The organism is Streptomyces sp. STR69 (genome assembly GCF_024519455.1).
Classification (GTDB): domain Bacteria; phylum Actinomycetota; class Actinomycetes; order Streptomycetales; family Streptomycetaceae; genus Streptomyces.
The window spans coordinates 15,705-27,754 of the sequence record NZ_JALJRY010000039.1; the positions used below are offsets into that span (position 1 = coordinate 15,705).

13 protein-coding genes are annotated in these 12,050 nt (G+C 69.1%); 9 read left to right on the forward strand and 4 right to left on the reverse strand.

From position 1 onward, the window contains the following. Positions 1–11 precede the first annotated feature (11 nt). Entirely contained in the window at positions 12–1,646 is a 1,635-nt protein-coding gene (locus OC490_RS43715; RefSeq protein ID WP_262063626.1) for an ABC transporter substrate-binding protein, read from the reverse strand. Between the two features lie 201 nt (positions 1,647–1,847). Here OC490_RS43715 and OC490_RS43720 point away from each other — a divergent pair, with 201 nt between their 5' ends. After that, positions 1,848–2,579 carry a FadR/GntR family transcriptional regulator gene (locus OC490_RS43720; protein WP_262063627.1) on the forward strand — a complete coding sequence of 244 codons (732 nt, stop codon included), beginning with the start codon at positions 1,848–1,850 and terminating at the stop codon, positions 2,577–2,579. A 7-nt stretch (positions 2,580–2,586) separates the two neighbouring features. On the opposite strand, the gene OC490_RS43725 is transcribed toward OC490_RS43720, so the two are convergent. Then, positions 2,587–3,009: an ester cyclase gene (locus tag OC490_RS43725; RefSeq protein ID WP_262063628.1), complete on the reverse strand. Its 423-nt coding sequence runs from the start codon at positions 3,007–3,009 to the stop codon at positions 2,587–2,589. A gap of 107 nt (positions 3,010–3,116) precedes the next feature. On the opposite strand from OC490_RS43725, the gene OC490_RS43730 reads away from it, so the two are divergent. Then, positions 3,117–3,731, forward strand: coding sequence for a TetR/AcrR family transcriptional regulator (locus OC490_RS43730; protein WP_262063629.1), 615 nt, complete (start codon positions 3,117–3,119; stop codon positions 3,729–3,731). 11 nt (positions 3,732–3,742) lie between these two features. Continuing rightward, positions 3,743–4,204 (forward strand): protein phosphatase, encoded by a 462-nt coding sequence (locus OC490_RS43735; RefSeq protein ID WP_262063630.1) that lies wholly within the window; start codon positions 3,743–3,745, stop codon positions 4,202–4,204. Here the strand turns inward: OC490_RS43735 and OC490_RS43740 are convergent. Continuing rightward, positions 4,178–4,750, reverse strand: coding sequence for a class I SAM-dependent methyltransferase (locus OC490_RS43740; RefSeq protein ID WP_262063631.1), 573 nt, complete (start codon positions 4,748–4,750; stop codon positions 4,178–4,180). The genes OC490_RS43735 and OC490_RS43740 overlap by 27 nt on opposite strands. 55 nt (positions 4,751–4,805) lie before the next feature. On the opposite strand from OC490_RS43740, the gene OC490_RS43745 reads away from it, so the two are divergent. Next, a complete protein-coding gene (locus OC490_RS43745; RefSeq protein WP_262063632.1) occupies positions 4,806–5,567 on the forward strand; it encodes an AraC family transcriptional regulator in 762 nt (253 codons plus the stop codon). 59 nt (positions 5,568–5,626) lie between these two features. On the opposite strand, the gene OC490_RS43750 is transcribed toward OC490_RS43745, so the two are convergent. Beyond that, complete coding sequence (locus tag OC490_RS43750) at positions 5,627–6,154, reverse strand: GNAT family N-acetyltransferase (protein WP_262063633.1); 528 nt, start codon at positions 6,152–6,154, stop codon at positions 5,627–5,629. A gap of 275 nt (positions 6,155–6,429) precedes the next feature. On the opposite strand from OC490_RS43750, the gene OC490_RS43755 reads away from it, so the two are divergent. From OC490_RS43755 to OC490_RS43775, 5 genes are all read left to right on the forward strand, one after another. Next, complete coding sequence (locus OC490_RS43755; protein WP_262063634.1) at positions 6,430–7,233, forward strand: SCO2525 family SAM-dependent methyltransferase; 804 nt, start codon at positions 6,430–6,432, stop codon at positions 7,231–7,233. A gap of 72 nt (positions 7,234–7,305) precedes the next feature. After that, positions 7,306–9,144 (forward strand): SCO2524 family protein, encoded by a 1,839-nt coding sequence (locus OC490_RS43760; RefSeq protein ID WP_262063635.1) that lies wholly within the window; start codon positions 7,306–7,308, stop codon positions 9,142–9,144. 3 nt (positions 9,145–9,147) lie between these two features. Continuing rightward, complete coding sequence (locus OC490_RS43765; RefSeq protein WP_262063636.1) at positions 9,148–10,065, forward strand: SCO2523 family variant P-loop protein; 918 nt, start codon at positions 9,148–9,150, stop codon at positions 10,063–10,065. Further along, positions 10,062–11,045: an SCO2522 family protein gene (locus OC490_RS43770; RefSeq protein WP_262063637.1), complete on the forward strand. Its 984-nt coding sequence runs from the start codon at positions 10,062–10,064 to the stop codon at positions 11,043–11,045. Before OC490_RS43765 ends, OC490_RS43770 begins: the two co-directional genes overlap by 4 nt. A gap of 1 nt (position 11,046) precedes the next feature. Further along, positions 11,047–12,015 (forward strand): SCO2521 family protein, encoded by a 969-nt coding sequence (locus OC490_RS43775; protein ID WP_262063638.1) that lies wholly within the window; start codon positions 11,047–11,049, stop codon positions 12,013–12,015. The last annotated feature ends 35 nt before the right edge of the window (positions 12,016–12,050 follow it).

Below are 12,050 nucleotides of genomic sequence, written 5' to 3' on the forward strand. Positions count from 1 at the left end.
CTCCTGTACGGCTAGACCCACTTGGCCTGGAGGACGTTTATGCCGGGGTAGGGCTGTGCCCTTATCCCGGCCAGCTTCCCGGGGTCCCAGGCGGTCATCAGTTCGTTGTGGACGACCGGGTAGAGCACGGCCTGTTCGGCGACGATGTCGATGTAGTCCTGGATCATCGTCTTCTTCTTCGCCGCGTCCGGCTCCTGTGTCGCCCGGTCCATGTCCTTGAAAAGCTGTTTGGCGACGGAGTTCCCGGCCCAACGGGCGTAGCCCATCCAGAGGTTCTGCGGGCCGTAGTTGTAGTGCATGATCAGGTCGGCGTCGAGGCCGAACTGGTTGGGGTTCGAGGCGGCGGCCACGATCTGGTAGTCCTGCTTCTGGTCCATCTTGGTGAAGACGGCCGTGGTCTCCTGCGGGGAGAGGGTCGTCCGCACACCGATCGCGTCCCAGGACGCCTTGATGGTGGGCAGGCAGTCGACGATCCAACTCACGTTCACCGACATGAGGTTGACGCTGAGCCCGCTGACCCCGGCCGCCTTCAGCAGCGCCTTCGCCTTGTCGGGGTCGTAGGCGTAGACCGTCTTCGCCCGCCGGTAGGCCGGGTTGCCCTCGTTGAGGAAGGACGAGGACGGCTTCCCGTGTCCGCGCAGGGCCACTTGGACCATCTTGCCGGTGTCGATGGCGTAGTGGAGTGCCTGGCGTACGCGTACGTCGTCGAAGGGCTTGTGCCGGGTGTTGAACATCAGGAACAGGTTGTTCATCCCGGCCCCGCCCGCGACCGTCAGCCCGCCGCTCTGCAGCCGCTGGATGTTGGCGTAGGGGATGTTGTCGGCGATCTGCGCGCCCGCACTCGACCCGGAGATCTTGGCGACCCGGGGTGCCGCGTCGACGATCGTCAGCCAGTTCATCGTCTTGAAGGCGGGCGGGCGCGGGCCGTTGTAGCCGGTGAAGGCGGCGAAGGTGGTGTTGGACTTCGGGTGGTGCGCGGTCTGCCGGTACGGCCCCGAGCCGACCGCCTTGCCCTTGATCGCGTCGTCCCAGGCACCCGGCTGCGAGAAGATGTGCCGCGGCATGATCTTCGCGAGAGTGAGGCGTGAAATCCCTTCGGGGAAGGGGAACTTGAGGACCAGCTCGACGTTCTGCGCGTCGATCTTCCGGGCCTCCTTCAGCCAGCTCACGAAGAAGCCCTGCGCGAGCGTCGCCGTCTTCGGGTCGAGGATGCGGTCGAAGACGAACACGACGTCGTCGGCGGTGACCGGCTGCCCGTCGTGGAACTTCGCGCCCGCACGGAGGGTGAACTTCCACGAGGTGCCGCCGGTGTCCTTCGGCACGGCGGTCGCCAGCGCCGGATAGGGCGCGCGGGTGATCGGATCGGTGTCGATCAGACCCTCGTAGATGTGGTTGTTGCCGGCCATCGCGAACGCGGACGCCGTCTGCGTCGGGTCCCAGCTGCCGTCGTTGCCGTAGCCGATCACCGCCGTCAGGGTGCGGTTCTTGCCGGTGCCCCCGCCGCCGGTGTCGTTCGTCGACTGCGGCCCCGACGAACAGGCCGTCAGGGACGAGGAGATCGCCGCCGCCGCGCCCAGCGCGCCGGAGTACTTCAGGAACGCCCGGCGGTGCAGCGCGGGCACGTTCCAGGTCACGTCTTCGCGCACGGTTCCTCCAGGAGGTACGACGTCCTACGTCCTGCGGTCAGCGCGACCATAAGAGCGCCCGTGGGGGCGGTCAAGGCATCACACACGAATGGCGTAGCCACCAGAGGTCGGACCAATGGCGGTCTGAAATGGCGCGAGTTGACCCCTCTTCAGGAGGGGCCGGGGCCGGACATGGGACGTGGGACATCCGGTGGGGCTACGATGCGGCGCATGTCCGGGGAGCCGAGGAACAGTCGGATACAGCGCGAGGTCGTCCAGCTGATCCTCGACCGCAAGCTCCAGCCCGGTGCACCCCTGCCCACCGAGGCCGAGTTGATGGAAGACCTCGGGATCAGCAGAAACTCCGTCCGCGAGGCCCTCAAGGCGCTCCAGGCCCTCGACATCGTGGAGATCCGACACGGCTACGGCACCTACGTCGGCCGGGCCTCGCTGACCCCGCTCGCCGACGGCCTCACCTTCCGCACCCTCGCCCGCCACGAGGACGACGCGGACGCGCTGGCCGAGATCCTCCAGGTGCGCGAGGTGCTGGAGGAAGGCCTGATTCATCGGGTCTCCGCCATCCTCACCGAACCGGAGCTGGACCGCCTGGAAGCGGTGGTGAACCGGATGGAGGAGGCGGGCCGCGCCGGCCGGCCCTTCCCCGAACTCGACCGCGAGTTCCACGAGTTGCTCTACGCCTCGCTCGGCAACGAACTCGTCCCGCAACTCCTCGGTGCCTTCTGGACGGTGTTCCACCGGGTCGCCGGAGCCCGTGGCCGGCCCGACGACCCGACCCCCGGCGTCACGGTCCGCCGCCACCGCGACATCGTCACGGCGCTGCGCGCCCACGATGTCGCGGGCGCGCAGCGCGCGATGGCGGGCCACTTCCGCGGCATCGAGGCGCGCGCGGCGCAGGAGTCGCGGGGAGTGGGCCGACGATCAGGCGGTCGCTGAACTGTGCTCAGGGGGCGGTCAGTTGGGCCACGATCGACGCGCCGTCCAGCCACACGTTCTCACGGGAGATCTTGCCGTCCGTGAACTCGAAGACGTGCAGCATCCGGAAGGTGATCCGGCGGTTGTTGCCGGGGACGCCCAGCAGTGAGCCCTGGACCGTGCAGGTGATGAGGTCCTCGACGGTCGCCGCGTTCTCCGAGTAGTAGGTGTGCGTGCGCTCGGACTTCTCGGTGCGGATGTCCTGCACCAACTGCTCGTACCGCTCCTGCGCGGCCGGAATGCCGACCGCCGGGCCGCCCGGCCAGCCGACGGCGTCGTGCTCGATGTCCTCGGTGTAGACGGACACGGCCGCCGCCGGGTCCCCGTGCTCCTCGGCGAGCATGTGCGTGCCGATCAGTACTTCCATTTCCGCCGGTGTGATGGAGCCCATTGAGCTCCTCCTCTCGTCGTGCCGCGTGCCGGTCGGGCCGCGACCCCCGTTTGGTGAGACGGATATACTGTAATGAGAAGATTTTCTCACGACAAGAAGGTATTCGCATGCCGGAAGGCCGCAGCAGACAGAAGTTGCGCACGCGCCGCGCGCTGATCGAGGCTGCGGTCGCCCTGATCCGCGCGGGCCGAACGGTCACGATCGCGGAGGCGGCGGAGGCGGCCGAGGTGTCCCTGGCCACGGCGTATCGTTACTTCTCCAGCCCGGCGGAGCTGCTCCAGGAGACGCAACTCCTCATCCGTACCCCCGATGTCACCGCCGATCTGCCCGCCGACCCGGCCGAGCGCCTCGACACGCTGGTCTCGCGTGTCGCCGAGCTCCAGCTCGGCGACGAGGCCGTGTGGCGGGCACTGGTGCGCGCCAGCCTCGAACGCTGGTTCACCCAGCACAAGCACGGGCACGAGGGCGGCGAGCCGGAGATTCCCACCCGCAACCAGACCCGCCTCGGCCACACCCGCACCGCCCTCGAACCCCTCGCCGACACCCTCCCGCCCGAACTCCACCGCCGCCTGACCATGGCCGTCACCCTCGTGTACGGCGTGGAGGCGCTGATCGCGACCCGCGACGCCTGCGGACTCGACCCCGAGGAGGCGCGGGACGTGATGCGATGGGCGGCCGGCGCACTGCTGGAGAAGGCGGTACGCGAAGCACCGGACGCGTGAGAGGTGACGAGATGACAGAGGCATGGGACGAGCGGCACACGGGTGTCCTACGGCTTCCGTCCGGCCGCCTGGTCAGGGGCCGCGGCCTACGGCGACCCCTCGCACCGGGGGCGCCGAACCCGTCGTACGGCATCTATCTGCTCGGCCGGAAGCCGCCCCAAGTCCCTTGGGAGACACGGTGGTTGCGCTGGCCGGACTTCCGGCTGCCCGTCGACCGCGCCGAGGCGCACGCGGTCCTCACCGAGGCCTGGCACCGCTCGCTCACCGAGCGCGTCGAGCTCGCCTGCGGCGGCGGCCGGGGCCGCACCGGCACGGCACTCGCCTGCCTCGCGGTCCTCGACGGGGTACCGCCCGGAGAGGCGGTCTCCTACGTCCGCGCCCACTACGACCGGCACGCGGTGGAGACACCGTGGCAGCGGCGGTACGTACTGCGGTTCGGGGCGCCGTCAGGTGCGGCGGGCCCGGAAGCGTAGGCCGCCGCTCTCCGGGTGCAGGTCGACCGCCACGTCCGTGAATCCGGCCCGCTCCAGCCGGGCCGGGAGCGTCGCCGGGTCGAGGGTGTTCATGGTGTCCCGGAAGTGCAACACCCGGAAACGGAAGCTCGGTTGACTGTCGCTGCCCGCGAAGGTGCCGCCGGGGCGCAGTACGCGGAACGCCTCGGCGAAGATCCGGTCCTGGTGGGCGGCGGTGGGCACGTGGTGCAGCATCGTGAAGCAGACGACGGAGTCGAACGACCCGTCGGGCAACGGCAGTTCGGCGCCGTCCGCGTGGAGCACGGTGGCCCGGTCGCCCCACTTGGACTGGAGCAGGCGGGCGGAGTCGGCGTCGATCTCGGCTGCGGTGAGGTGGTCGACCCGCTCGACGAGAACGCGGAGGTTCGCGCCGTAGCCGGGCCCGATCTCCAGTACGTCCGCGCCGAGTTCGACGTGTTCGAGGGCCCAGGGCAGGATGCGGTCCTTCGTCGTCTGCGCCCACTCCTGTGAGCTGCAAATTTTGCGATGGGCTCGGTTCATCGGCATACGTCGACGCTAGGCGGGGCGAGTGGTTGTCCGCCACGGGCTAGGCTGCCGTGTCATGTCGCGGAACGGACAGGAGCGGGGGCGCCGGTTCGGCACGGCCATTCTCGTCGGCCAGTTCGTCATGCCGCGCGGCACCGCCTTCGCCGAGCACTGGCATCCCGACCATCAACTCCTCTGTTCCGAGCGGGGATTGCTGCGCATCCGCAGCGAGCACGGGACATGGCTGCTGCCGCCGTCGCTGGCCCTGTGGATCCCCGCGCACGTCCCGCACGCCACAGCCTCCGAGGGTGACGCCGTCATCCGCGGCGTGTTCGTCGCCCCGGTGAGCTGCCCGCACATCGGCTGGCGGGACCCCACGGTCGTCGCCGTCACCCCGCTGCTGCGGGCGCTCGTAGGCCACTTGGACCGCACGGACCTGACGCCCGAGGCCCGTTCACGTGCCGAGCTGGTGCTGCTCGACGAGCTTCGTCCGGTGCCGGTGACCAGTGTGGCCGTGCCCGAGCCGCGCGATCCACGGGCGCGGGCGGTGGCCGAGGCGCTGCGGGCCCACCTGGCGGACGGGCGGGCCCTGGCGGAGTACGGCGCTCAAGTCGGCGCCAGCGCACGGACATTGGCGCGGCTCTTCGTCGCGGAGACGGGCCTCGGCTTCGGGCAGTGGCGGGAACGGCTGCGGATGCAGGCCGCGTTGCCGTATCTGGTCGAGGGGCTGCCGGTGGAGTCCGTGGCGCGGCGGGTGGGGTACGCGTCGGCGAGCTCCTTCACGGCAGCGTTCCACCGGGTCGTCGGGGTGACACCGAGGCAGTACTTTCCGCGTTAGCCGACAGCCGCCGGCACCAACTCGGCCGTCACTGCCACCAGTTGGTTGTCGTACCGCGGTCACAGGGCGAGTGTCATGAGGAGGCGGTGCTCGTCCGGCCCGAAGTAGTCCCGCTGTACGCCCTCCTCGGAGGAGAACCCGAGTGAGCGGTACAGCATGATCGCCGCCGCGTTGGTCGGCTCCACCGTCAGACGCACCTGGTGGACACGTTCCGCGCGCAGTCGGCGCAGGGCCTCGACCATCAGGCGCCGGCCCAGCCCGTGGCCCTGCTGGTGGGGTGTGACGGCCAGGCTCATGATCCAACTCACATAGCCGTCCGAGGTGTTCACGAACAGGATGTAGCCGAGCAGCTCCTCGCCGTCGTCGAGGACGAGGATGCGGTCGCCGTGGATGTCGTAGAGCTGACGGACCACGAAGACGGGGTACGGCTCCCCGGGGAAGGCCTCCCTGTCGACGCGGAGGAGCTCGGGGAGATCGGCCTCGGTGATGCCTCTCAGGGTCAGGTGCCGGTCGCCGCGGTCGGCCAGGAACGCCCGGTCAGCGCGGCGGCCCAGGGAAGAGGAACGTTCCTCCGGAAAAGCCGCCATGCTGCCTCCTGGGGGAGCGGGCCGCGTGGGTGCCGCGGCACTCGTACGGGTGGTGCGGACGGTGTGTGATCTCTCTGTATTTCCGGTATGTTCGATTGGTTTCCGAACATCTTGGGCGGGGCAATCCGGCAGTTCAAGGCCGATTCAGGTCGCATGAATGCTTTCGCGACGATGCGCCCCCTGTGCGCCCCGGTGGCCGATCTGTGGTGGCGGGATATCGCCGCAACATTGACGAGAAGGATCCGGCGTGCCTTGGATGTTGGTACCGTGAGTAAATGAGCGCGAGATCTTCGGGGGACGCCCAGGTGATGAATGCGGACGTCTCCTGGGAGGCATTCGACTCGACGGCCTACGTCGAGCACAACTATCGCTACTTACAGCCGGAGGACGCGGAGATCCTGCACATCATCCGGGATCATTTCGGCGGTCATTTCCGGAAGCCGGACGTCGGCCCGGTTTCGGGTATCGACGTGGGTGCGGGTGCCAACCTCTACCCCGCGCTCGCCCTGATGCCGTGGTGCGACGAGGTCACGCTTGTCGAGCGCTCACCCGCGAACGTGAAGTACCTCCGGGGCCAGCTCGACAACTACCGCCCGAACTGGGACCAGTTCTGGGACGTCCTGGGCGAGCACGAGGCGTACGGCGACTTCTCCATCGACCCACGTCAGCAATTCCGCAAGGTCGTCAAGGTCGAGCAGGGCAACATCTTCGATCTTGGGCGGTTCGGCCCCCCGCGGTCCGCGGGGACGATGTTCTTCGTCGCCGAGTCGATGACCACCTCCTACGAGGAGTTCACCCTGGGTGTCGCCTGCTTCATGCGCGCACTGGCCCCAGGAGCACCCTTCGCCGCAGCTTTCATGGAACATTCAAAGGGTTATTACACGGGAAAGAAGTTCTTTCCGGCGTGCGACGTGGGAGAATCGCAGGTGCGTGCGAGTCTCGAACCATTCGCTGATCGCTTTGAGGTGCACCGGCTCGAAGCCAAGGACCGGGTGCGTGACGGATATTCCGGAATGATCCTCTCCTATGGCTGGCGCGGGAATTCGGACGCACAAGTTCCGGTCGGCCGACCGGACTGATCGGTGAGTCTTCACAACAGAAGAGGGATATTCCTCGACTGATGGCAGTGCGGTCTGTGTGAGGGGCATGGAATGCAGATCAAGCCGCGCCAGCATCTGCTGGACATCTGGCAGGCGGTCGCCCGCCACTCCTTCGAGGACGGCGCGTGGGCGTGGGGCAAATGGGGCGGGGAGAGCAGCGTCGCCGACGCCGAGCGCCTGCTCTGTCTGCTGTACCCGGCGACCGAGCTGCCGTCGTTCCGGCTGGACGACCCCGACACCACACAGAGCGATGTCCAGCAGTCGCTGAAGAAGGCGGGCGGACGGCTGGACATCCCGGCCAACCTCGTGACGGCCGCCGCCGAGTTCATGCACACCCACACGGACGACAAGCGGCCCACGTTCGCGGGCGGTTACTACTTCCAGTCCCGGGACACGGAGAAGGACCTCACCGAGGAGCAGCGCCAACTCGGCGTCACGGACTCGTTCTCCATGTCCATCACGCTCTGTCTGGCGCTGCTCGGCTTCCTCAAGGTCTACGAGTCCAAGACCCGCCGCGGCGACCTGCAGGAGACGATCAAGGAACTGAAGGCCGCGACCAGCAACCGGCTCACCGCCGCCATGGTGAGCCTGCTGCGCTCGTTCACGGTCAACATCTACGACACCGAGTCCTCCCAGGGCCAGACGCTGTGCGAACTCCTCGGCCAGGGGCGGCTGTCGCAGCGTCAGGTGCTGGAGATGTTCCAGAAGCGGTTCAGGCCGCTGCGCGCCGCCATCATCGAGAGCTTCATCCTCGGCGTCGACGTGCAGGAGGCACTCAAGGACGAGAGCCAGCTCTTCGAGTGCGGCTGGGCCTGGAGCCTGGTGCGGGACGCGCCCGAGGTGGAGACCGACGAGGACATCGGGACGCAGCCCGTCGGCGTCGCCAACCCGGTGCCGTACCTGTACTTCACCGTGGTCGCCCTCGACGGCATCCAGGACCTGTTCTCCGACCGCACCCTGACGCTCGGCCTCCTCAACGCCGAACAGCAGAAGCTTGCCGAGGCGCTGCGGCTGCGCTGGGAGATCACCCAGCAGTACTGGTCGCGCATCGCCCGCTTCGACGGCGAGCGCTGGCCGCTGGAGGACATCCCCTGGCGTACGACGGGACAGCGGCTGGAGTCCGAGTACTTCTCCCTCTCCGTCGCGGCCATCCTCGTGCACGACCTGATGCGCCGCCGGGCCACCGACGACGACCTGACCCGCACGGTCACCGTGATGGAGCGCCTCGCCGAACGCGGCCGTATCACCAGCCGGATGACGCGCGACGACCCCATGATCCACCTGCACAGCCCGGGAGTCACCCTGCCGCTGCAGGGCGGCGGCACCATCGGCCCGCCCATGAACTGGACGATGAGCGACTTCTCGGCCCAACTCCTCAAGCGGACCGTCCAGTTGTGCACGCTCTCCCGCAACCTCTCCGCGCACGACCGGCTGCTGAGGCTGGCCGAGGACATCTTCGGCCATGTGTGGCGGCGCCGTATGGGCGAGGGCGAGGGCTCCGGACTGTGGGACAACGTGCACGCCGCCTACCCGGGCACCTCCCTCACCGAGGGGCCGGTGTCCTGGAGCATCACCGAGCGGGTCACCGAGGTGATGGTCCAGGTCCACAACATGTACGCGCAGCCCCCGATCCGCAGCCTCGAACTGAGCGAACTGGCAAGGGCGTTGCTCTCCGAGTCCACCCACCTCCTCGGCAACGAGCAGATGGCGCCCGCACCGAACTCCGACGGAAAACGCGGTATGCAACTCAGGGGAATCGAGGTCAAGCTGCGCCGCGCCCGCGACCTGATCGACGAACAGCCGGGTACCGCCTACGCGTTGACGCTCGATGTGCTGGGCCAGCTCGACGCACTCGCCCGGGCCCGCGCCGCCGCGGTCCAGGGAGTGTGAACCGTGCTGATCTTCGCGGCCTCCGACAAGGGAGGCACGGGCCGCTCCGTGACCAGCGCCAACCTCGCCTATCAGCGGGCGCTGACCGGCGACGACGTCTGCTACCTGGACTTCGACTTCGGCTCGCCCACCGCCTCGGCGGTCTTCGATGTGCCCGACGCCCGCCAGGCGGCCGAGGACCGCGGGCTGCACTCGTATCTGATAGGCGAGATCAGCGAACCGGTCAGGATCGACGTCTGGGCGGACACCGAACACCGGGTGCTGCGCAACCAGCCGCCCGGAGCGGGCCGGCTGATCCTGATGCCCGGTGACCTCAGCGGCGGCGAGTTCGCCACCAGCGGGGACAACCTGCGCCGCTGCGTGGACCTGCTGCTGCGCCTCAACGGCGAGTTCGACCTGATCGTCGTCGACCTCAGCGCCGGCCGCAGCTACGCCGTCGACATGGCGCTGGCGGCCACCGCACAGCGGGAGTTGAGCGGTGTCGAGGCCCGCTGGCTGGTTTTCCACCGCTGGACCCGCCAGCATGTGGAGGCCGCGGCGAGCCTGGTCTTCGGCAAGCGCGGCATCGTCGCCGGCGGGGTCGCCCGCGGGCACGACGAGGACACGCTGCGCGGTGCCATCCGCTTCGTCCGGGCCGCCGTACCCGATCCCGAGTCGGCGCTGTGGTCGCAGGCCACACCCACCCAGTCGGCGTGGATGGAGCAGTGCGACCTCGAACTGAAGCAGCTGGCCTCGCACCACGGCATCGGCTACAGCCAGGTCCTCGGCTCCATTCCGCTGGAACCGGTCCTGCAGTGGCGCGAGCAGCTGATCACCGACGAGGACGTGCTGGACAGCCAGATCGCCACCATGGAGACCTGGCAGGCGCTGAGCGATCTCGCCGGGCGGCTGACCGACGACAAGTACTGGGAGCAGGCGTGACCGAGGCCGTGTTCCGGGAGACCACCGCGGACCCGCGTACCCAGTCCGTGCCCCTGGCCCATCTCTCACTGGAGCTGGGCCATCTCTACATGGAGGACTTCGAGGCGGGCCCCCAGCGGCTGCGCGAGCACTTCGCCGAGGTACGGATCTGGGTGGACGCAGCCCACGCCTCCGCGGCCCGCCGGATCGGCGGCAAACGCCCCCGCGTCAGCACCTGTTTCCTGATCGACGACTACTTCACCCGCTTCTCCACCCCCGCCGAACTCATTCCGCTGGTCCTCGAAGAGGCCGCGAGGGCCGGGCTGGTCATCGACTATCTCGCCCGCGAGTCGGGGTGTGCGGTCGCCGACCGGATCGAGCCGGCCGAGTCCGTGATGCACCGCCTGGTGGAGTCGCCGCCGCCGGGCAGCCACGGCTCCCGGCCACCCGTCGGCCAGACCGGCTGGCTCGCCAACGGCCGACGCACCGCCCCCACCCGCAGCGCCCTCGCCGAGATCACCGCCTGGCAGCCGCCGCAGGAGACCGCGGCCCGCAACCACTCGGTCTTCATGGACGTCGAGCTGTGGTCCGAGACGGACAAGGGCCGCCTGTGGTCCTGCCCGTTCCTGGCCGCCGTATGGCAGTTGGCCCGGCTGGGTCTGCTACGGCACCTGGGCGAGCCCGTGCTGACCCCGCGGCCCTGGACCGGCGGGGACTTCCCGCGCGACTGGGACCGACTGCCGCCGCTGCTCAAACTCAGCGACTCCCGGGTCGCGTTCAGCGCCTACCGCACCTGCACGCTGATGCCGAACCGGTTCCTCGCCGTGGAGGACGCCGTACGGCTCATCCTCGATCAGGTGGACGTCGACTCCGGCGCACTCGACCAGGTCGCCGAGCGGTCCAGGAGCGAAGGGATCGCGGTGCCGGCGGCGGTGGCACAGCGCGCGACCTACGTCTTCTACGAGGAGCCCACCAACTCCCCCTTACCCGAAGGGACTTGACATGACGGCACTCGGCGGGCCGGCGCGTCCGGTCCTCGCCTGCGGTGAGGTGCGCACCTGTCTGCTGCCGTCCTTCCAGTCCCTCGACGGCCGGGCCGCCGCCCAACTGCTGCGGCTGCGCGCCGACGAACACGTCCGGGTCTCCGAGCGGCCCAACCTGTACGCCCTCTCGCCCGAGGTCCTGACCGGAGTGGACTGCCGGCTGCCCACCGCGAACGGTGCCAAGGTCCGGGCCGTCGGCACGGTCACCGCCCGGGCGGCGCTCACCGAGGGCCGCGTCCTGCAGTCCACCGCCTACTTCGGCGCCCCCGCCGAGGGCCCCGACGCACGCCGCCCCTGGGGGCACTACCTGGTGCGGCCCGGGGTGGTCGAGCCGTTCGGGAAACTGCCCGTACAGGCCACCGCGGACGGTGTGCTGCGGGGTGCCGGACGCGGCGAACTGGACCTGGGGACGATCGCCGAGGGACTGCTGGCTCAGCTCGTGCGGCATCCGCTCCTCGACCACAAGGCACCCTTCAAGTCCCGCCGTACGCACCTGCGTTGGGCCGCGCGGCAGGCGCCCGGGAGCGGCGGCCCGTCACTGGACCGCTTCACGCTCGCCGAGGACGGGCTGCGGACCGTCGAACTGCGCGTGCCGGACGGCGTACCGGCCGCCGCGGTCGCCGGGCTGTGCGAAGACCTCGCGCTGCACGACTGGCTTTTGACGACCGTCGTCCACATGCTGGAGAACAGCAGGCTCGGAGCGGCGGACGGGCCCGCGGCGGTTCTGGCACTGCGCCCGGCCGTCGATCATCTGCTGCATCTGTGGATGCCGCGCGCGCACGTGGACCGCACGCTGGGTCACCTGTGGGACGTACTGGAGCGGGAACCGGGCTTCAGCCGCCAGTGGGAGAACCTTCGCCAGCGTATCCGGGACCAACTGGCCATACAGGCCATTCCGTTGCTGCACCAGGCACTGAGCACAAGCTGACGGGGCGGCACGTACCGCATTTCCGACGGGGGAGG